16 protein-coding genes are annotated in these 19,976 nt (G+C 64.2%); 11 read left to right on the top strand and 5 right to left on the bottom strand.

Annotated features, from left to right (window positions below; genetic code table 11):
• Positions 1-6 precede the first annotated feature (6 nt).
• The 5 genes from ACVC7O_RS00740 (at position 7) to ACVC7O_RS00720 (ending at position 9,145) form a co-directional block, all read left to right on the top strand.
• Positions 7-1,014: an AAA family ATPase gene (locus ACVC7O_RS00740; protein ID WP_458324194.1), complete on the top strand. Its 1,008-nt coding sequence runs from the start codon at positions 7-9 to the stop codon at positions 1,012-1,014.
• A complete protein-coding gene (locus ACVC7O_RS00735; RefSeq protein WP_458324193.1) occupies positions 1,011-1,916 on the top strand; it encodes a DUF58 domain-containing protein in 906 nt (301 codons plus the stop codon). Before ACVC7O_RS00740 ends, ACVC7O_RS00735 begins: the two co-directional genes overlap by 4 nt.
• Positions 1,913-4,690 (top strand): DUF4159 domain-containing protein, encoded by a 2,778-nt coding sequence (locus ACVC7O_RS00730; RefSeq protein ID WP_458324192.1) that lies wholly within the window; start codon positions 1,913-1,915, stop codon positions 4,688-4,690. Before ACVC7O_RS00735 ends, ACVC7O_RS00730 begins: the two co-directional genes overlap by 4 nt.
• Complete coding sequence (locus tag ACVC7O_RS00725) at positions 4,687-6,729, top strand: hypothetical protein (protein ID WP_458324191.1); 2,043 nt, start codon at positions 4,687-4,689, stop codon at positions 6,727-6,729. Before ACVC7O_RS00730 ends, ACVC7O_RS00725 begins: the two co-directional genes overlap by 4 nt.
• A 103-nt stretch (positions 6,730-6,832) precedes the next feature.
• The gene (locus ACVC7O_RS00720; protein ID WP_458324190.1) at positions 6,833-9,145 is read left to right on the top strand and encodes a response regulator; all 2,313 of its coding nucleotides are present in this window, start codon (positions 6,833-6,835) and stop codon (positions 9,143-9,145) included.
• On the opposite strand, the gene yaaA is transcribed toward ACVC7O_RS00720, so the two are convergent.
• The 3 genes from yaaA to ACVC7O_RS00705 all read right to left on the bottom strand — a co-directional run bounded on the left by yaaA (position 9,130) and on the right by ACVC7O_RS00705 (position 12,393).
• The gene (gene yaaA, locus ACVC7O_RS00715; RefSeq protein ID WP_458324189.1) at positions 9,130-9,909 is read right to left on the bottom strand and encodes a peroxide stress protein YaaA; all 780 of its coding nucleotides are present in this window, start codon (positions 9,907-9,909) and stop codon (positions 9,130-9,132) included. The two genes, ACVC7O_RS00720 and yaaA, sit on opposite strands and share 16 nt — an antisense overlap.
• Positions 9,910-9,948: 39 nt before the next feature.
• Positions 9,949-11,994 (bottom strand): DNA helicase RecQ, encoded by a 2,046-nt coding sequence (gene recQ, locus ACVC7O_RS00710; protein ID WP_458324188.1) that lies wholly within the window; start codon positions 11,992-11,994, stop codon positions 9,949-9,951.
• A 111-nt stretch (positions 11,995-12,105) separates the two neighbouring features.
• On the bottom strand, positions 12,106-12,393 hold the full coding sequence (locus ACVC7O_RS00705) for a YggT family protein (protein ID WP_263842428.1): 288 nt from the start codon (positions 12,391-12,393) through the stop codon (positions 12,106-12,108).
• 154 nt (positions 12,394-12,547) lie between these two features.
• Here ACVC7O_RS00705 and ACVC7O_RS00700 point away from each other — a divergent pair, with 154 nt between their 5' ends.
• The 4 genes from ACVC7O_RS00700 (at position 12,548) to ACVC7O_RS00685 (ending at position 16,412) form a co-directional block, all read left to right on the top strand.
• Positions 12,548-13,879, top strand: a complete 1,332-nt coding sequence (locus tag ACVC7O_RS00700) for an MFS transporter (protein WP_458324187.1) — start codon at positions 12,548-12,550, stop codon at positions 13,877-13,879.
• Positions 13,876-14,805 carry a penicillin-insensitive murein endopeptidase gene (gene mepA / locus ACVC7O_RS00695; RefSeq protein WP_458324186.1) on the top strand — a complete coding sequence of 310 codons (930 nt, stop codon included), beginning with the start codon at positions 13,876-13,878 and terminating at the stop codon, positions 14,803-14,805. Before ACVC7O_RS00700 ends, mepA begins: the two co-directional genes overlap by 4 nt.
• Entirely contained in the window at positions 14,784-15,701 is a 918-nt protein-coding gene (locus tag ACVC7O_RS00690; RefSeq protein ID WP_458324185.1) for an esterase-like activity of phytase family protein, read from the top strand. Before mepA ends, ACVC7O_RS00690 begins: the two co-directional genes overlap by 22 nt.
• A 90-nt stretch (positions 15,702-15,791) precedes the next feature.
• Complete coding sequence (locus ACVC7O_RS00685) at positions 15,792-16,412, top strand: queuosine precursor transporter (RefSeq protein WP_458324184.1); 621 nt, start codon at positions 15,792-15,794, stop codon at positions 16,410-16,412.
• 324 nt (positions 16,413-16,736) lie between these two features.
• Here ACVC7O_RS00685 and ACVC7O_RS00680 read toward each other — a convergent pair whose 3' ends face one another.
• Positions 16,737-17,126 carry an STAS/SEC14 domain-containing protein gene (locus ACVC7O_RS00680; protein ID WP_458324183.1) on the bottom strand — a complete coding sequence of 130 codons (390 nt, stop codon included), beginning with the start codon at positions 17,124-17,126 and terminating at the stop codon, positions 16,737-16,739.
• A gap of 97 nt (positions 17,127-17,223) precedes the next feature.
• On the opposite strand from ACVC7O_RS00680, the gene arfB reads away from it, so the two are divergent.
• Positions 17,224-17,646 carry an alternative ribosome rescue aminoacyl-tRNA hydrolase ArfB gene (arfB, locus tag ACVC7O_RS00675; protein ID WP_458324182.1) on the top strand — a complete coding sequence of 141 codons (423 nt, stop codon included), beginning with the start codon at positions 17,224-17,226 and terminating at the stop codon, positions 17,644-17,646.
• A 73-nt stretch (positions 17,647-17,719) separates the two neighbouring features.
• Here arfB and ACVC7O_RS00670 read toward each other — a convergent pair whose 3' ends face one another.
• Complete coding sequence (locus ACVC7O_RS00670) at positions 17,720-18,130, bottom strand: VOC family protein (RefSeq protein ID WP_458324181.1); 411 nt, start codon at positions 18,128-18,130, stop codon at positions 17,720-17,722.
• A gap of 451 nt (positions 18,131-18,581) precedes the next feature.
• Here ACVC7O_RS00670 and ACVC7O_RS00665 point away from each other — a divergent pair, with 451 nt between their 5' ends.
• On the top strand, positions 18,582-19,901 hold the full coding sequence (locus tag ACVC7O_RS00665; RefSeq protein ID WP_458324180.1) for an ABC transporter substrate-binding protein: 1,320 nt from the start codon (positions 18,582-18,584) through the stop codon (positions 19,899-19,901).
• Positions 19,902-19,976: the final 75 nt, after the last annotated feature.

Genomic DNA, 19,976 nt, shown 5'->3' with positions numbered 1-19,976 from the left:
GATGTCATGAGTGAAGCAGAAGACATGGTCGCCGAGATCGAAGCGCTGGGTACGCGGCTGGGCGAGGCGAAGGCGTCGATCACCAAACGCTTCATTGGGCAGGAACGCGTGGTGGAACTCACTCTGGCGGCTCTGCTCTGCGGTGGCCACGGTCTGCTCATCGGTCTGCCCGGTCTGGGCAAAACGCGGCTGGTTGAAACCCTTTCAACCGTCATGGGCCTGCATGGCAACCGCGTGCAGTTCACGCCTGACCTGATGCCAGCCGATATACTCGGCTCCGAGGTGCTCGACACCGCTGCCGACGGCACCCGCGCCTTCCGCTTCATCCAAGGGCCGATCTTCTGCCAGTTGCTCATGGCCGATGAGATCAACCGCGCTTCCCCGCGGACACAATCGGCGCTTCTGCAGGCAATGCAGGAGAAAACCGTCACTGTTGCGGGCGAAAACCGCACCTTGGGTGTGCCGTTCCATGTTCTCGCCACGCAAAACCCGATTGAGCAAGAGGGCACCTACCCCCTGCCCGAAGCGCAGCTCGACCGTTTCCTCGTGCAGATCGACGTGGCCTATCCCGACCGCGACACCGAGCGCGATATCCTGCTGGCCACGACGGGCGACAGCGAGGAAGCCTCGACGGAGGTCTTCACCGCCGCACAGCTTCTCGAGGCACAACAGCTGCTGCGCCGGATGCCAGTGGGCGAGAGCGTGGTCGAGATGATCCTCGACCTGGTCCGCGCCTTCCGCCCAGAGGAAGAAGGCGCATCGCAACAGGTGCGTGATACGGTCGCCTGGGGTCCCGGCCCGCGCGCCGCACAGGCGCTGATGTTGACCGTTCGCGCCCGCGCGCTGCTGCACGGGCGGCTGGCACCGTCTGCAGAGGATGTGCTCGATATGGCACGCCCCGTGCTCAGCCACCGGATGGCACTCAACTTCGCAGCCCGCGCCCGCGGTGACAGCCTCGCCGATCTGATCGACAGCACCGCCGCCGACCTTGCCGGAGTAAAAGCAGCCGCGTGACCGCTTCCGCATCCCACCCCTATGCAGCCCAACCCACTGCGCTGCGCGCTGCAGCAGAGGCGCGGGCCGCAACCCTGCCGGCCCTTCTGGCGCGCGCGGAGCATCTGGCCGGGGCCGTACTGCTTGGCGATCACGGACGGCGCCGCGCCGGCATGGGGGACGATTTCTGGCAATACCGCCCTGCCCAGAGCGGCGACAGTCGCCGCCTGATCGACCACCGGCGCTCCGCGCGCGGTGATCAGGAGTTCGTCCGGGAGCGTGAGTGGCAGATTGCCCAATCCGTGATGCTCTGGATTGACCAAGGCGCCTCGATGCGGTTTTCGAGCACCGATGATCTGCCTCTGAAAGCCGACCGGGCACGGCTCCTCGGCCTCGCCTGCGCCATTCTGCTGGTGCGCGGGGGCGAACGTGTGGGCCTTACCGGCACCACGCTGCCGCCGCGCCGTGGCAACACACAGATCCTGCGACTGGCCGAAGCCTTTACAACCGATGCCACCGAGGACTACGCCCCGCCCGAGCACCGCGCCATGATCCCGTCGGCGCGCGCGTTGTTCATCTCCGACTTCATGGGCGATGTGGAGGAGGTGAAACTCGCGCTCACCAAGGCTGCCGACCGGGGCGTGCGCGGTGTATTGCTGCATGTGCTCGACCCCTCGGAGGAGTCCTTTCCGTTCCGCGGCCGCACCATCTTTGAAAGCGTCGGTGGCAGTCTTGTGCACGAGACGCTCAAGGCCAACGACCTCAAGGACCGCTATCTCGACCGCCTCGCCGCCCGCAAGGAAGAGCTGCAAAACCTCTGCGCGCTGACCAGCTGGCAATACGGGGTGCACCATACCGATCACTCTGCCCAGTCTGCGTTGCTCTGGCTCTACCGCGCCCTCGACACCGGGGGGACCAGATGACGGTTCTCGGCGGCATCGGCTTCACCGCGCCCTGGCTTCTGCTGGCCCTGCTGGCGCTGCCGATCCTCTGGATTATCCTGCGTGCGGTGCCGCCCGCGCCGATGCGGCGGCGCTTCCCGGGCGTGGCGCTCCTGCTCGGCCTCAAGGATGACGAAACTGTCTCGGACCGCACGCCGTGGTGGCTCCTTCTGTTGCGGATGCTGGCCGCCGCCGCGATTATCCTCGGGCTCGCGGGTCCGGTTCTGAATCCGAACGAAGATCAGGCGCAGGGCAGCGGCCCGCTGCTGATCGTGCTCGACGGCAGCTGGGCCGGGGCCACCCGCTGGGCCGAGCAGGAAGACGCCATTGCCGCCCAGCTGACGCGCGCGAGCCGTGCGGGACGCACGGTCGCCTTCCTCGATCTCGCCCGCCCGCAACCGCCTGTGTTCCAGACCGCCGACGCCTGGCGCAGCCGTCTGCCGGGCTTCCAACCCGCCCCGTGGCAGCCCGATCAGGCCAATACGACGCTGGCGCTTTCCTTCCTGGCCGACACGCCGGATTTTGACACGCTGTGGTTCAGCGATGGTCTGGACTATCCCGGGCGCGACGCCGCCCTGACCACGTTTGAGACCAAAGGCGCGGTCGAAGTCTATCAGACTGCGGCCAATGTGCTCGCCATGACACCAGCGGGTTTTGAGGATGGCGCAGTGCAGCTGACGGCGATCCGCGCTGCCGCTGGCCCGGAGCGGGAGGTGACCGTACAGGCCCAGGGCCGCGACCCCGCAGGCAATGCCACCATTCTTGCCACCGCCACGGCGACCTTCGCCACAGGTGAGACCAGCGCCAGCACCGCGCTGTCTCTGCCCTCTGAGCTGCGCGCCCGGATCACCCGGTTTGACCTGCAAGGCCAGCGCTCCGCAGGCAGCACTACGCTCGCCGACGATGGGTTGCGCCGCCGCGAAGTCGCCCTGATCGCCGGACGCGAAAGCCGGGAAGGCCTCGAGCTGCTCTCACCGCTGCACTACATCGAACAGGCGCTGGCCCCCAATGCCGACCTGATCCGCGGTGCTCTGGATGAAATCCTACCCGCAAACCCCGATGTGATCGTGCTCGCCGATGTGGCCACCCTCTCCCCGGCCGAGGAAGAGGGCCTGGGCGCCTGGATCGACGAGGGCGGCATGCTGGTGCGGTTTGCTGGGCCACGCGTGGCGGCCAGCGATGTCAGCCGGGCCGATGAAGACCCGATGATGCCGGTGCGCCTGCGTTCGGGCGGGCGCACGGTGGGCGGTGCGATGAGCTGGGGCCAACCCAAGGCACTGGCACCCTTCCGCGAGAACTCCCCCTTCTTCGGTCTGCAAATCCCACCCGACGTGCAGGTGACGAGCCAGGTCATGGCGCAACCTGATCCAACACTTGCCGAGCGGGTCATTGCCGAGCTGACCGATGGCACCCCCCTCGTCACCCGCAAGGCGCGCGAGCAGGGGCAGATTGTTCTCTTCCACGTCACTGCCACCGCCGATTGGTCGACGCTGCCACTCTCCGGCCTCTTCGTGCAGATGCTGGAACGTCTGGCGATCTCCAGTTCCGCCTCCCGCCCCGACGCGGGCCAGCTCGAGGGCACCACCTGGACGCCCGAACAGGTGATGGACGGCTTTGGCACCCTGCGTGACGCAGGCACGCTGCCGGGTGTACCCGGAGCCGATCTGCTGACCGCGCCGCCGGGTCCCGATATGCAACCCGGCATCTACGCCTCCGGCGACCGACGCCTCGCGCGCAACGTGATCGAGGCCGAAGACACGCTGACGCCGGTCACATGGCCCGATCGCATCCCGGTGAAAGGTTTCGCCGTGCCGCCAGAGCAACCGGTCGCTGGCTGGCTGCTGAGCCTCGCGATCCTGCTTCTGCTCGCGGATGTTGTCGCTTCTCTCGCGCTCTCCGGTCGCCTTCTCGGCAAGGTCAACCGCGTCGCGGCCGTCGCAGTTCTGGCCCTGCTACCGCTCGGCCTGCCGCAGGGCGTGCAGGCACAAACCGCTGACGAGGATGCCTTTGCACTCAACGCCACGGCCGAGGTGGTGCTCGCCTACGTGCTCACCGGCAACCGCAACGTTGATGACATGTCCGACGCCGGGTTGCGCGGGCTCTCGGAGACTCTGTTCTTCCGCACCTCGGTCGAGCCCGCCGCCCCCGTCGGTGTCGATCTGGAAGTGGACGAGTTGGCCTTCTTCCCGGTGCTCTATTGGCCGATCACGCCCGATCAGCCACGCCCGTCTTCCGAGGCTTACGCCAAACTCAACGCCTATCTGCGCTCCGGCGGGCTGATCCTCTTTGACACCCGTGACGCGGATGTGGCGCGCTTCGGCAATGCCAGCCCCAACGGGCGCAAGCTGCAGGATTTGGCCGCCCCGCTCGACATCCCACCGCTGGAACCACTGCCCGCCGATCACGTGCTGACCCGCACCTTCTACCTGCTGCAGGATTTTCCCGGACGCCACAGCAGCCGCGACGTCTGGGTCGAAGCCGCACCGCCCGATGCCGAGCAGGTCGAAGGCATGCCGTTCCGCAACCTCAACGACGGCGTGACCCCGGTGGTCATCGGCGGCAACGACTGGGCCGCGGCCTGGGCGATCAGCACCAACGGCGCGCCACTTGTGCCTATTGGCCGCGGCTTCTCGGGCGAGCGGCAGCGCGAGCTGGCCTTCCGCTTCGGCGTGAACCTCATCATGCATGTGCTCACCGGCAACTATAAATCCGACCAGGTGCATGTGCCAGCATTGCTCGATAGGTTGGGCCAATGACCGGGAGCGTCATCTTCGATCCGCTGATCCCATGGCCGCTGCTGATCACGGTCGCGGTCATCGCTGCGATCAGCGTGATGCTCGCCGTGGTCCGCGGGCTGAACGGCTGGGCCCTGCGCGCGCTTGCGGCGCTGGTCGTCATCGCGGCCCTGACCGGGCCATCCTACCAGCAGGAGGACCGCGCGCCGCTCACCGATATCGTGATGCTGCTCGAGGATGAAAGCGCGAGCCAGCAGCTGTCGGATCGACCTGAACAATCCACCTCCGCCGCCGATGCGCTCGCCACCTCCATCGCCGCCCGGCCGAACACCGAGGTGCGCCGCATCACTGTGCCCGACGGCGACGGCGACGCAGGCACACAGCTGATGACCGCACTCTCCGCCGCTTTGGCGGAAGAGCCACGCGCCCGCATCGCCGGCGTTCTCGCGATCAGCGACGGGCAGGTGCATGACGCCGATCTGCCCATGGATCTGCCCGCACCCATGCACCTGCTGATGACCGGCAAGGAAGATGACTGGGACCGCCGCCTCGAGATCCGCAACGCCCCCGCCTTTGCCATCATCGACGAGCCGGTTACGCTGACCCTGCGCGTCGAGGATATGGGGGCTGCACCGGAAGGCTCGGGCCTCGCGCCGCTGGAGATTTCGGTCGATGGCGAGAACCCGCAGAGCTTCCAGGTGCCGATCGGCGAGGATATCGAGCTGCCCATCACCCTGCCGCATGGTGGGCGCAACGTGATCCAGTTCACCGTGCCGGAAGCCGAGGGCGAGCTGACCGACCGCAACAACACCGCGCTCATCCAGATGAACGGCGTGCGCGACCGGTTGCGCGTGCTGCTGGTCTCGGGCGAGCCGCATCCGGGGGGCCGCACCTGGCGTAACCTGCTCAAATCCGACAGCTCTGTAGACCTTGTCCATTTCACCATCTTGCGCCCGCCGGAAAAGCAGGACGGTGTTCCGGTCAGCGAACTGAGCCTCATCGCCTTCCCGACGCGCGAGCTGTTTCTCGAACGGATCGATGACTTCGATCTGATCATCTTCGACCGGTACAAGCGCCGCGGCATCCTGCCTGCGCTCTATCTCGACAATGTGGCCAACTACATCCGCGAGGGCGGCGCCGTGCTGGTCGCGGCGGGTGCAGATTTTGCAAGCGCCGACAGCCTCTATCGCTCGCCCCTGGGCGCGGTCCTGCCCGCCTCGCCCACCGCCCGCGTGCTCGATCAACCCTTCCTGCCCACGGTCACCGATCTCGGCGAGCGTCATCCTGTAACGACGGGCTTGCCGGACGGTGGTGATTGGGGCCGATGGCTGCGCCAGATCGACCTCGCGCAGTCGGGCGGCAACACTGTGATGTCCGGCATCGATGACCGCCCGCTTCTGGTACTCGACCGTGTCGGCGAAGGCCGCGTGGCGCTGCTGGCCTCCGATCACGCCTGGCTCTGGAATCGCGGCTACGAAGGCGGCGGGCCGCAGCTGGAACTGCTGCGTCGCCTCGCTCATTGGATGATGAAAGAGCCCGAGCTGGAAGAGGAATCCCTCACCGCTGAGGCCACCGGCCAGACCATGCGGATCAAACGCCGCACGCTATCGGACGACGTACCTCCGGTGACCATCACCGACCCCTCGGGCAACACCACCGAACTTGAGTTGACCGAAACAAGCCCCGGCGTCTTCGAGACCACCTTCGAGGGCCCGGAGATTGGTCTCTACCGCCTTGCCAATGGCGATCAATCGGCAGTGATTGGCCTCGGCCCCGCTGCTCCGCGCGAATTCGAGCAGACCATCGCCACCACCGAGGTGCTCGACCCGGTCATCGCCACCCTGCGCGGCGGGGCCGTGCGTCTTGAAGAGGGCCTGCCGCGACTGCGCAACGTCCGCGCGGGTCGGCCTGCGGCGGGGCGCGGCTGGATTGGCCTGACACCGCGCGAGGCCTTCGAGACCCGCGACGTGCGCCAGACCAACCTGCTGCCCGGCTGGCTGGTGCTGCTCCTGTCGCTGGGTCTGCTCACCGCAGCCTGGCTGCGCGAAGGACGGCGCTAAGCCCAGAGCAGGAATCTTGCCAACCGCCGGCCAAGGTTAAGCAGTTCTTCACCTCATCTGACGCAGAGTGCGCTCAAAAGGTTTGAAGAATACCGGTGGTCGGATGAGTCTCGCCAACAGATTGGCTGAAGAGCGCCGCGGTCGGCTGGCCGCTGAACGCCTGCTTGAACTCAAGCAGGCGGAGCTTTTTGCTGCCAATCGCAAACTGGGCGAACACGCAAAACAGCTCAGCCACGAGATCGTCGAGACCCGGGCCGAGGTCGCGAACGTCCGCAACGAAAACCAGCGCGTGAAATCCGACCTCTCCGCGGCGCATGAGAAGATCGAAATTGTCGAGCGCCGCCTCTGGCACTCAATCGAGACCATCAATGACGGCTTTGCCTTCTTCACGCCCGATCTGGAAATGATCATGGCCAACAAGGCCTATCTCGCGGTCTTCGACGGGCTGGAGGACATCAAACCCGGCGTCAGCTACGTGACCATCCTACAGGTCCTCACCGAAGAAGGCATCGTCGACATCGGTGACAAGACACCCGCCGCCTGGCGCCAGCATATGATCGACCGTGTGCAGCAAACCGTGCCCGAACCCGAGGTGATCCGCCTTTGGAATGGCGAGTACATCAAGGTGATCGACCGGCGCGGCCCGGATGGCGACATCATCTCGCTGGGCCTCAACATCACCTCGACCGTGAAATACGAGGAAAAGCTGAAAGCCGCCCGCGAAAGTGCCGAGGCCGCGAACCGCGCCAAATCCGCCTTCCTCGCCAATATGAGCCATGAGATTCGCACGCCGATGAACGGTGTTGTCGGCATGGCCGACGTGCTGGTCGACACGCCGCTCACCGAAGAACAGCGCCTCTATGTGGATACGATCAAGAACTCTGCTGAAGCGCTGCTGGTCATCATCAACGACGTGCTGGACTACTCCAAGATCGAGGCGGAGCGGCTGCAACTGCACCCCGAACCCTTCGATCTGGAGCAATCGATCCTCGAGATCATGATGCTTCTGCAGTCGTCCGCCCGCGATAAGGGGCTTGATCTGACGCTCGACTACGACCTGTTGTTGCCGTCCGACTTTGTCGGCGATCCGGGGCGGATGCGGCAGATTCTGACCAACCTGATGGGCAACGCGGTCAAGTTCACATCCGAGGGCCATGTTCTCGTGAAGGTCCGCGGCACGCCCAACGAAGAAACCGGCGATGTCACGCTCGCCATCACCGTCGAAGACACCGGCATCGGGATCGCGGAAGACATGATCGAACATGTATTTGGCGAGTTCAATCAGGTCGAAAACGAGCGCAATCGCCAGTTCGATGGCACCGGGCTCGGCCTCGCGATCTCCAAACATCTGGTCAAGATGATGGACGGGCGCATCTGGCTCACATCTGAAGAAGGTGTTGGCTCCTGCTTCGGTTTCGAGGTGACCTTCCCCGCGGCCAACGGTCTGCAGAACGACTATCCCGCGTTGCCTGAAAAGCTGCGCCACGTCATGGTGATCGACGATTTCGAACCAAATCTAAAAATCCTGACCCATCAGCTTGAACAGCTTGGCCTGAAAGTGACCAGCTGCACAGATGCGGCCTCGGCCCTGGCCATGCTCGACCGCAGCGTCGATCTTGTACTGGTCGATCATATCATGCCCGAGACAAACGGGCTCGAGTTTGCCAAAACCGCCCGTGCAGCAGGTCACGAGATGCCGATGCATCTGCTGAGCTCGAACGTCGGCTATGCCCGCGCAGATGCGGACAAGGACAGTGTCGATGCGATCTTCCAGCGGCCGTTTCCGCGAAAGGATATGCTGCAATGGCTCGCCGCATGGGAAGGCAAAGCCGAGGCCGCACCCGAGGAGGGCGACGCCCCCGCGGCGGTGCCAACCTTTTCGCACCGGCGGTCACGGCCCGCTCCGGTCGAGGTGGTCGACACGTCACCCCCGCCAGAGGCTGAACCCTCCCCCGCAACACCCCCCGTCGATGACACAGTGCCGCTTGCCGCCCCGCGCCGCATGCGCGTGCTCGCCGCCGAGGACAACAAGACCAACCAGCTTGTGCTGCGCAAGATGCTCAAGGATGTCGATGTGGAACTCAAGTTCGCCAACAACGGGCTCGAGGCCGTCGAGGCCTACACCGATTTTGACCCCGACCTGATCTTCATGGACATCTCGATGCCGAAGATGGACGGCAAGGAGGCCACGCAGAAAATCCGCGAGATCGAAACCGAAACCGGTCGCCACGTACCCATCATCGCGCTCACCGCCCATGCGATGGAGGGCGACAATGTCGATATCCTCGCGGTTGGCCTCGACCACTATATGTCAAAGCCGGTGCGCAAGGCCGAAATGCATGGCCACATCCTCGACTACTGTCCCAAGGATGCGGTCAACCCCAAGGATGAGGTTCCCGATCAGGCCGTCGGATAGTCCCGCACGAAGACCGGCGCATCCGGTTTGGACAGGTCCTCCCGAAAGGCATATCCGCTGGTTGTGAAACCATGAAGATCCGCGGGATCGGTCAGCCGGTTCTCGATGATATGGCGCGCCATTGCGCCGCGCGCCGTCTTGGCGAAAAAGCTGATGATCCGTGGCCCTCTGCCATCGTGCTTGTCCTCCATGAAGGAGGGCGTGATCACCCGCAGTTTCAGCGCTTTGGGCGCCACAGCCCCAAAGTATTCCTGGCTCGCGCAGTTGATCAAGACATCCGAACCCACGGCCTCCGCCTGCGCATTCAGCGCCTTCGACAGCCCATCGCGCCAGTAGTCATAAAGGTTTGCACCCCGCCGCGTCTTCATCCGGCTGCCCATCTCCAATCGATACGGCTGGATCGCATCGAGCGGGCGCAACAGCCCGTAAAGCCCCGACAGGATGCGCAGGTGTTCCTGCGCCCAGGCCATATCCTCCGCATCCAGACTGCCCGCATGCAGCCCCTGGTAGGTGTCGCCCGCAAAGGCGAGCGCAGCGGGGCGGGTGGTTTCCTCCGACGGTGCCTCTTCAAAAGCGGCAAAGCGGTCGCGGTTGAGCCGCGCCAGATCATCCGACAGATCCATCAACCCTTTCAGCTTGCCCAGTGTGAGGTTGCGCGCGGTCTTGACCAGCCGCACCGCATCCTCCTGAAACGCGGGGGCCGTCATCTTCACATCCCGCTCCGCCCAGTCCAGCCGCTTGGCTGGCGAAATCACCACCAACATGCCCGTACCCCCATCGGTTCATTTCTCTTGAACAGCGACTTAGCTCGCCTCCCGCAGCACGTCCAGAAAGGCAGGGCCAAAGCGCTCCGCCCGCCGGTCGCCCAGCAACCGCTCCAGGGCAGAGGCATCCGCCTCGCGCATCTGCGCCACCTTCGCCAACAGCGACGCCGAGCAGCTCAGTGGTTTCTCCACTCCGTCTTCGCCCCGTGCCAGATCGGCCTGCACCGCCAATAGCCGATCATAGACCGAGCCCGCCGCGCGCCCGGCCAGCTTGCGCCGCGTCGGATGCATCTGCTGGGCCTCGCCCACGATCACTTCCAAGAACGCCGCACCATAGCGTTCCAGCTTCTTCGCACCCACACCGCTGATCCGCGCCATGTCGTCCAGCGTCTGCGGGCGGGTCTGCGCCATCTCGATCAGCGTGCGGTCATTGAAAATCACGTAAGCTGGCACCTTCGCCGCCTCGGCAAAGGCCCGGCGCTTCGCCTTCAGCGCCGAGAGCAGCGGCGCGTCTTCTTCCGACACCATCGCCTTCACCGCCGGGCGCCGCGATGACGCCGCCGCCCGGATGCTGTCGCGCCGCAGCGCAATCTCCGCCTCGCCCCGCAGGATTGGCAGCGCCGCATCAGTCATCCGCAGCGCTCCGTGCCGCTCCGGATCAGGCCGCACAAGATCATGACCCATCATTTGCCGAAAAATCGCCTGCCACGCTCGGCGGTCATACTCCTTGCCCACGGCGAAGGTCGGCAGTTGGTCATGCCCACGCTGCCGCACCTTGTCGGTCTCGTTGCCCAGCAAAATGTCGATCAGATGCCCCGCGCCAAACCACTCATCGGTGCGCAGGATCGCCGACAGCGCCTTGCGTACCGCCGTGGTCCCGTCAAACACCTCGGCCGGGCGATCACAGAGATCACAATGGCCGCAGCTCACCTCGCCTTCGTCAAAATACCCCAGCAGCGTCTTGCGCCGACACTCCAGGGCCTCGGCGAGCCCCAGCAACGCGTTCAGCCGCGCGTGATCCGCCGCTCGCCGTTCGGGCGGCGCCAAGCCTTCGTCGATCTGCGACCGGCGCAGGCGAATGTCATCCGGCCCAAAGAGCGTGAGCGTCTCGGCGGGCGCCCCATCCCGGCCCGCACGGCCAATTTCCTGGTAATAAGCCTCGATGGATTTCGGCAAATCGGCATGCGCGACCCAACGAATATCCGGCTTGTCGACGCCCATGCCAAAGGCCACCGTCGCCACCACAATCAGCCCGTCTTCCCGTTGAAACCGGGTCTCGGCAATGCGCCGGTCCTCGGCCTCCATGCCGCCATGATAGTGCAACGCCGCATGCCCCGCCTCGCGCAACGCAGCGGCCAGCCCTTCGGTCTTGGCGCGTGTCCCGCAGTAGACGATCCCCGATTGCCCCTTGCGCGCTGCTGCAAACTCCAGGATCTGCCGTCGGGGACCATCCTTCGCCGCAAAAGCCAGATGAATATTGGGCCGGTCAAACCCGCGCAGAAAGGCATGCGGCGCCTCGCCATCGAAGAGCTTCTCGACAATCTCCGCCCGTGTCTCTGCATCCGCGGTCGCCGTAAAGGCCGCCAGCGGCACCCCAAGATCACGCCGTAGCGCTCCGATGCGCAGATAGTCAGGGCGGAAATCATGCCCCCACTGGCTCACGCAATGTGCCTCGTCCACCGCGATCAGCGAGACATTCGCGCGCCGCAAAAGCGCTGTGGCCGAGCCCGCCGCCAACCGCTCCGGCGCCATATACAAAAGCTTCAATGATCCCGCTGCCAACGCCTCGAACACCGCATCGGTTTCCTCGGGCGTGTTACCAGAGGTCAGGGCCCCCGCGGCCACACCAGCCTCCTGCAAGGCGCGCACCTGGTCCCGCATCAGCGCGATCAGCGGTGAGATCACCACCGTGACCCCGTCTCGCAACAGTGCAGGCAATTGAAAACACAAGGACTTCCCGCCGCCGGTTGGCATGATGGCCAGTACGTTCTCACCCGCCATCACCGCCTCGACAATCTCGCCCTGACCGGGACGAAAATCGTCAAATCCAAAGACATCCTTCAACACCGCGGCGGCGCCTGTCATTCGAAAAACCCTAGTGTGAACTGCTCTTTTTTGCAGAGTCACACACTAAGGAATCGTGAACAAGCCCTGATGCTTCACCCTTCGGAAAATACTCCCGCCGGAGGCGGAAAATCAGACAAATAGGCCGTAATTGTTGACCAGCACGATCCGCAGGATTGCGACACCCAACAGCACGGCCAGCGGCGCCAGATCAATCCCGCCCATCGGCGGCAACACCCGGCGCACGGGCGCATAAATCGGCTCCAGAATGCGGTTCAGCCCGTACCAGATCTGCGCGACCAGCTGCTGGCGCGTGTTCAGCACCTGGAAATTGATCAGCCAGCTCATGATCACATGCGCGATGATGAAGAACCACAGCACGTTCAGCAGCAGCATGATGATTTCGAACAGCGATTGCATCGGCAGACCTCTCTTTGCGTGCGCCTCAATTAAGCAAGAGCGCCCCGTTTCGCAAGGCCGCGCGCCTGTCTTGGTTGATCCCGCGCAAAGCTTCCCTTGCCTGAGCCGCGCCCGCCTGCTCTACCTCGGACAACGGGATCAGGCAGGCAGGGGCATGAGCAGCGCACGCAAACGCATCTGGGGGTGGTACGCCTTCGACTGGGCCAGCCAGCCCTATAATACATTGCTCATCACCTTCATCTTCGCGCCCTATGTCGGCGAGTTGATGCAGGACGGCGCCCGCGCCCAGGCCGCCTGGGGCTTCGGGATCAGCGCTGCGGGCATCACCATTGCCGTGCTCGCCCCGGTGCTTGGTGCCATCGCCGACACCTCGGGCAACCGGATGCGCTTCATCTGGCTCTTCTCGGCCCTCTACGTCATCGGCAGCGCGGGGCTCTGGGCCGCGAGCCCCGACAGCTTCAACCTGCCGCTCACGCTCTTTCTCTTCGCCCTGGGCCTCGTGGGCATGGAGTTCGCGACGATCTTCATCAACGCCATGCTGCCAGACCTCGGCCCCCGCGAAGAAATCGGGCGTATCTCGGGCACCGGCTGGGCCATTGGGTATGTGGGCGGCTTGGTCACATTGGTGATCATGCTCTTCTTCTTCGCCGAGAGTGCTGCAACCGGGAAAACCTTCATCGGGCGCGAACCCGCCTTCGGCCTTGATGCCGAGACGCGGGAAGGCACCCGCTTTGTGGGCCCGCTCACCGCGATCTGGTATGCGTTCTTCATGATCCCCTTCTTCCTCTGGGTTAAGGATCCGAAACCGGTCAAAGCCGCCAAAGGGGCTGTCCGCGCGGCGCTCGCTGGTTTGCGCAAGACACTCCGCCGCCTGCCCCAGACGCCCTCGCTCTTTTCCTACCTCGGCGCGTCGATGTTCTACCGCGACGCGCTCAACGGTATGTACGCCTTCGGCGGCATCTACGCTCAAGGCATGCTCGGCTGGACCGTGGTCGACGTGGGCGTCTTCGGCATCATCGCGATCATCACCGGCGCGCTCTTCGCCTGGCTCGGCGGCAAGGCCGACGTCCGTTTTGGCCCCGGCGCGGTGATCAAAACCTCCATCGGCGTGCTGACCGCCGTGGCCATCACAATCGTCTTCGTCTCACGCGACAGCCTTTTCGGTCTGCCCCTGCCCGAGGGCAGCCGCGCACCCGACATCGCCTTCTACGTGCTCGGCGCGCTCATCGGCGCGGCGGGCGGCACGCTGCAATCGGCCAGCCGGACAATGATGGTACGCCAAGCCAATCCACAGCGCATGACCGAAGGCTTCGGCCTCTACGCACTCTCGGGCAAAGCGACCAGCTTTCTCGCGCCCTTGCTGATCGGAATCGTGACCGCCGCAAGCGGGTCTCAGCAAATCGGTGTCACTCCGATAATCGGGCTGTTCATCCTTGGGTTGATCCTGCTAGCGTGGGTCAAGCCGAATGGAGATTTCAGCACATGACCCTCCGCCGCCTCGCCGCTCTCACCGCCCTGATGCTCGGGCTCGCCGCCTGCTCGGATGGTACGCCGCAATCCGAGGCGCAGGCCTCCGCCATCCTGCCCACCATCGGCACCTCCGGTCATGCCAAGAGCAACGAACCCGCGAAACAGCTCTTCGGCGCGAAACGCGAGGCATCGCTCGGCGCTCCCGCCCCCTTCGGCAGCTATGCCAAGGGCTGCGTCGCCGGTGCCGCGCAACTGGCGGAAACCGGGCCGACTTGGCAGGCCATGCGCCTGTCGCGCAACCGCAACTGGGCGCATCCCGCAACCGTTGATTACGTGATGGACCTCAGCCGCAAGGCCGCGCAGCAGCCCGGCTGGAACGGGCTCTACGTGGGCGATCTCAGCCAGCCGCGCGGCGGGCCGATGCTGTCCGGCCACGCCAGCCACCAGATTGGGCTCGACGCCGACATCTGGCTGCGCCCTGCCGATAACCTCGCCCTCTCGGTGGCGCAGCGTGAAAGCATCTCGTCGATCTCTCTGCGCCGCGAGCGGGGCGCCTTCGTGAACGACAATTGGACGCGCCAGCACCACGAAATCCTCAAAGCCGCCGCATCTGACCCGCGCGTGGCACGGATTTTCATCTTCCCGGGCGCCAAAGTGCGGATGTGCAAGGATGCCACGGGCGACCGGAGCTGGCTCAACAAGATCCGGCCATGGTACGGGCATCACTATCACTTCCACGTGCGTCTTAGCTGCCCGGCGGGCGCGGAGGGCTGTGTCGATCAGGCGCCGCCGCCCCCCGGTGACGGCTGCGCGGATGCGCAGGCCTGGGTCAACACCATCCTGAACCCGCCGCCGCCTGATCCCAATGCGCCGCCGCCAAAACCCCGGCGTCAAATCCTGCTCGCCGATCTGCCCCAGCAATGCGCTACGGTCTTGCAGTAGCGGGGCTTGGCCTGCTGGCCATCACGCTGCTCCTCTACCTCTTCCCGATCCCGGCGCCGCTTGCCGTGGCACCCGAGGATCAACCCGCGCAGCATGTCTCGACATACCATTGGCAGCATGACGCCAAGTGGTTCGGCGGCTTTTCCGGCTTCGAGATCACTCCGGACGGCCAGACATTCTTCGCTGTCACGGATCGCGCGAACCTCATCCGGGGGACAATTGATCGCACCGATGGCGCGATCACCGAAGTGACGCTGGAGGAGCGCCAACCCCTGGTGGACAAGTCTGGCGAGATCGAGCGCTACCCGCATGATGATGCCGAGGGACTGGCGCTCGATACGGATGGGCGCCTCTTCGTGTCCTTCGAGGGCGCGCACCGGATCCTGCGATATGACACCTGGGACAGCGATGCCAAATGGCCGTCCTACACCCGCGCGTGGCGCGCCCTGCATGTGAATGCGGGGCTTGAAGCGGTGGCGATTGACGGGCAGGGCACGCTCTTCACCCTGCCCGAAGGGGTGCCGCGTGGCGCCTCCGAAGCCCTGATCTATCGCCGTGCGCCCGGTGAGAAGTGGCAGCAGCCCTTCACGCTGCCCCTGAACGGCGCCTATCGCCCCGTCGGCGCAGACTTCGGGCCGGACGGTCGCCTCTATCTGTTGGAGCGGTATGTCCACTGGACGGGCTTTCGCAGCCGCGTCCGCGCGATTACCGTGACGCCGACCGCCTTTGAAGAAATCGAGACCGTTCTCGAAACCCCGCGACGGCAGCATTGGAACCTCGAAGGCCTCTCTGTCTGGGCGAATGACGCAGGCCAAATCCACCTGACGATGATCGCCGATGACAACTTCCTGTCGCTGCTGCGCACCGAAATCGTGGAATATCGTCTCACGGAGTGACTTGCGTTGCGCCGCCGCAGGCCCTAAAGACCGCCCGTCGGCCACACGGTCCGACCAAGTGCCGCACCCTTGCCAAAACGGATACATCACATGACCCGCGCTCACCTTCCCGGCATTCTTGCCATGGCCGCCATCGTTGTGGCCTCGAACATCCTCGTGCAGTTTCTCTTCGGCCAATGGCTGACCTGGGGGGCCTTCACCTACCCGCTCGCCTTTCTGGTGACCGATGTGATGAACCGCGTCTACGGCGCGGGCCCGGCACGGCGGGTCGTCTTCGTGGGCTTCCTCGTGGGCGTCGGCTGTTCGCTGATCGGCACGCAGATTATGGGCGAATTCGGCCCGCTGGTCACCTTGCGCATCGCGATTGGCTCTGGCCTCGCGTTCCTGACCGCACAGCTCCTTGACGTGGCGATCTTCTCGGCCCTGCGTGATGGCCGCTGGTGGCGCGCCCCGCTCGCCTCGACGCTGATCGGCAGCACGGTGGACACAGCGCTCTTCTTCACCATCGCCTTCTCTGCCAGCCTCAGCTTCCTCGAGCCCGCGAATGACGTGAGCTGGGCAGGTGAAGTCCTGCCGATCCTCGGTGTCGGCCCCGCAGCGCCCTTGTGGGTCTCGCTCGCTGTCGCGGACTGGATGGTCAAGCTTTCGCTGGCCTTGCTCGCCTTGGTCCCCTTCCGCCTGATCACCACCCGGCTCGCAGCTGCAACCTGAGGGTTTGCATGTTTTTGGAACACTGAAGGCCTGTCGAGGCGCGCGGTACCGCGCCGTTAACGAAAAAATGCTTGGTGATTTCTGAAACCTGTGCGACGATTCTTGCAACGTCAACAGATAGGTAAAGGAGGTGATCCAGTGTCAAGAAAGGTATTGGAGCGAGGTGTCGGAACAGCTTTGGAGGTCGCCTGCTGAGGCAGCCCTTGACGGGCAGAACTCCCGAGTGGACATCGGTCTAACCGATCCCCCTCCTGAAACCATTCGATTGGGCCGCACGATCACCGTGCGGCCCTTTTTGATGCGACAGTCCGCATCTTTTGTGGCTTAAGCCGCCGCCCGCGCCTCTGCACCGAGCGCACGCCAGGCCGGTTCCTCCGTGTCGAAGGTCTCGGTATCGACGGGGATCAGCTTGCCGAATGTCTCGATCATGTCCGCCGCGGCCTCCGGTGCACCAACCACGACATAACGTCGAACCTCGCTCAATGCCCGGACGCGGGACTTGAGCGCGTCCCAGCTCAGGCTTGCACCGCTCTCTGCGCCCTCGTATTTGTCAAAAATCAGCAGCATGTCGATCTTGTCATGGCGGTCAAAGACATCGTTCACGTATTCCGCCATCGCCGTCATATCCGCCCGGCTGATCTTGCCAGTGATCCGGAAGGCAAAGAGATCGTCGCGGCTGGTCGCAACCTGAACAATCGAAGAAGTGGTCAACATCGTCGTCTCCTTTCTCTATTGTGAACTCTGAACAGGAAACGCGCGGCCGGAACCGCTTGTTCCGCAACCGTCACCCCGGGCCAAGGAGCCACCCGCGATGCTGCGGATCAACGACACCATCGAGATTCAGGACTGGGAGCTGACCGAAACCTTCGTGCGCGCTTCGGGCCCCGGCGGTCAGAACGTGAACAAGGTGGCGACCGCGGTGGAGTTGCGGTTCGAAGCCGCGCGCTCTCCCTCGCTGCCCGGTCCCGTGAAGACCCGGCTCAAACGTCTCGCGGGGCGGCGCTGGACCACCGAGGGTGCGCTCATCATCCAATGTGATGAAACCCGCAGCCAGGCGCGCAATCGTGATATCGCCCGCGACAGGCTGGCCGATCTGATCCGCAAAGCTCTGGTTGCTCCGAAGCGCCGTATCGCGACCAAGCCAACGCTCGGATCCAAGAAGCGGCGCCTGAAGGCCAAGAAGGTGCGCGGCGAGGTCAAGGCGTTGCGCGGACCGGTGCGGGAGAGCGAGTGAGCGGCGACGCCAAATCTTCCGAGATCAGCCCTCGCGTCGCACGTCCCACTGACGCCTGGTCAGAGCCCACTCTCTAGGCACCCGTGCCGCCGCGATCCGCGCGCTTGAATTCAATCAGGTCCCAGCGATTGCCCCAGGGATCGGACCACACGGCGACCCGGCCATAAGGCTCGTCGCGCGGCGGGGCCTCGAACTCTACGCCTTGGGCGCGCATCCGGTCATGGTCCGCGTCGAAGTTTTCCGTTTCCAGGAAAAGCCAGACCCGGCCACCACCTTGCGCTCCGATGGCAGCCTCCTGCGCATCCCCGACGGCCCGAGCCAGCAGAATTTCTGTCTCTCCGCCTATGGGCGCAATTCGGACCCAGCGTTTCCCGCCTCCAAGATCCGTGTCCTCACGGCACTCGAACCCGATGCGCAGGAAAAACGCCAAGGCGTCGTCGTAATCCGGGACCAAGAGAGAAAAGAGCGCGATACGTGCGGGCATGGCAACTGCGTATCAATATCCCATTCCACGAACAATCGCGGATACGACACGGCGCCATGGTCCGGGTGGCAGACCGGTCCGCACTGTAAGGTCGCTTTCATTCCACCGCCCAGAAACTCTTCTTTTGCTGACCCTGTGACGGTGCATTCTTCCGGCTAAACAGGTCTCTTTCGCGCCTGCCATGCTCGTGCGAATCTTCGTCTGGGTGCCAGGACCTGCATGTAAGACGCGCCGCCAAAAGGGGGGCTTTACGGTGGACCTGCCCGATATGACGCGCGGTTGTTCAAACACGAAATCAAGTTAATTTCGTTATTTATCAGTGTGCTGATCCATTTCTGAGGTACGTCCCTCAAAAATATGTCGACATGAGGTACGTCCCTCATCTAGCGTGAAGACGTCCGGAACCGACTCGGCGGGGACCGATCGGACAGGACCACTAGGGAGGTACCACATGACATATTCGAAACTGACGGCCGTCAGTGCACTCAGCCTTGCCGCGGCGGGCTTTGGCGCATCCGCACAGGCCGAAGACCTGACACTCTGCTGGGCGGCCTGGGATCCGGCCAACGCACTCGTGGAGCTCAGCAAGGAATTCGAGGAACAATCCGGCCACACCATGAACTTCGAGTTCATCCCCTGGCCCAATTTCGCCGACCGGATGCTGAACGAACTGAACTCGGGCGGCAACCTCTGCGACCTGCTGATCGGCGACAGCCAGTGGATCGGCGGCGGGGCCGAGAACGGCCACTACGTCAAGCTGAACGACTTCTTCGACGCCGAAGGCATCTCGATGGACGATTTCGCCGATGCGACCGTCTACGCCTACTCCACCTGGCCGAAAGGCACGCCGAACTACTACGCGCTGCCCGCCATGGGCGATGCCAACGGCTGGTTCTACCGCAAGGACTGGTTTGAGCGCGAGGACATCCGCGCCGCGTTCAAAGAGGCCACGGGCCGCGAGCTGGGCGAGCCTCAGACCCAAAAAGAGCTGCTGGAGATCGCACAATTCTTCCAGGAGCGCGAGATTGACGGGCAAACGGTCTATGGCGCGGCCATCTTCACCGAACGGGGTTCCGAAGGGATCACAATGGGTGTGACCGGGGCGCTTTATCCTTGGGGCTTCAAGTACGAGAACACGCCCGGCTCCTACGACATGGAAGGTGCGGTGAACTCGCCTGAAGCCGTGGAAGCGCTGGAATTCTACAAGGAGTTCTACGAGACCGCGACCCCTCCGGGCTACACCAACTCCTACATGGGAGAATCGCTCGACGCCTTCAAATCCGGTCAGGTCGCGATGGCGATGAACTGGTTCGCCTTCTTCCCGGGCCTCTATGCCGACCCGAACACAGGCGGCGAAAAGATCGACTTCTTCGTGAACCCGCCGCAGAATCAGGAGGGCTCCACCCTCGGCGGACAGGGCATTTCAGTTGTCGCCTATTCCGACAAGCAGGACGCAGCGCTTGAGTACATCAAGTGGTTTGCCGATCCCGCAGTCCAACAGAAGTGGTGGGATCTGGGCGGCTATTCAGCCCACAAGGCCGTGCTCGAAAGCCCAACCTTTAAGGACAGCGCACCTTTTGCCGGTGACTTCCTCGAAGCCATGGGCGCCGTGCAGGACTTCTGGCAGGAGCCGGCCTATGCCGAACTTCTGCTCGCCATGCAAAAGCGCATCCATGACTACGTGGTCGCCGATCAGGGCACAGCCAAGGAAGCGCTCGACAAGCTGATCGAGGATTGGACCGAAACCTTCGAAGACGAAGGCAAGCTCTGAGACCCACCGGGTGGGGCGGCCTGAAAGCCCGCCCTACCTGCCTGCTCACACCGTAGGGTTGGCCCATCAGGCCGC

The organism is Roseobacter cerffii (genome assembly GCF_054226325.1).
This window is presented reverse-complemented; position numbering and strand designations above follow the sequence as displayed.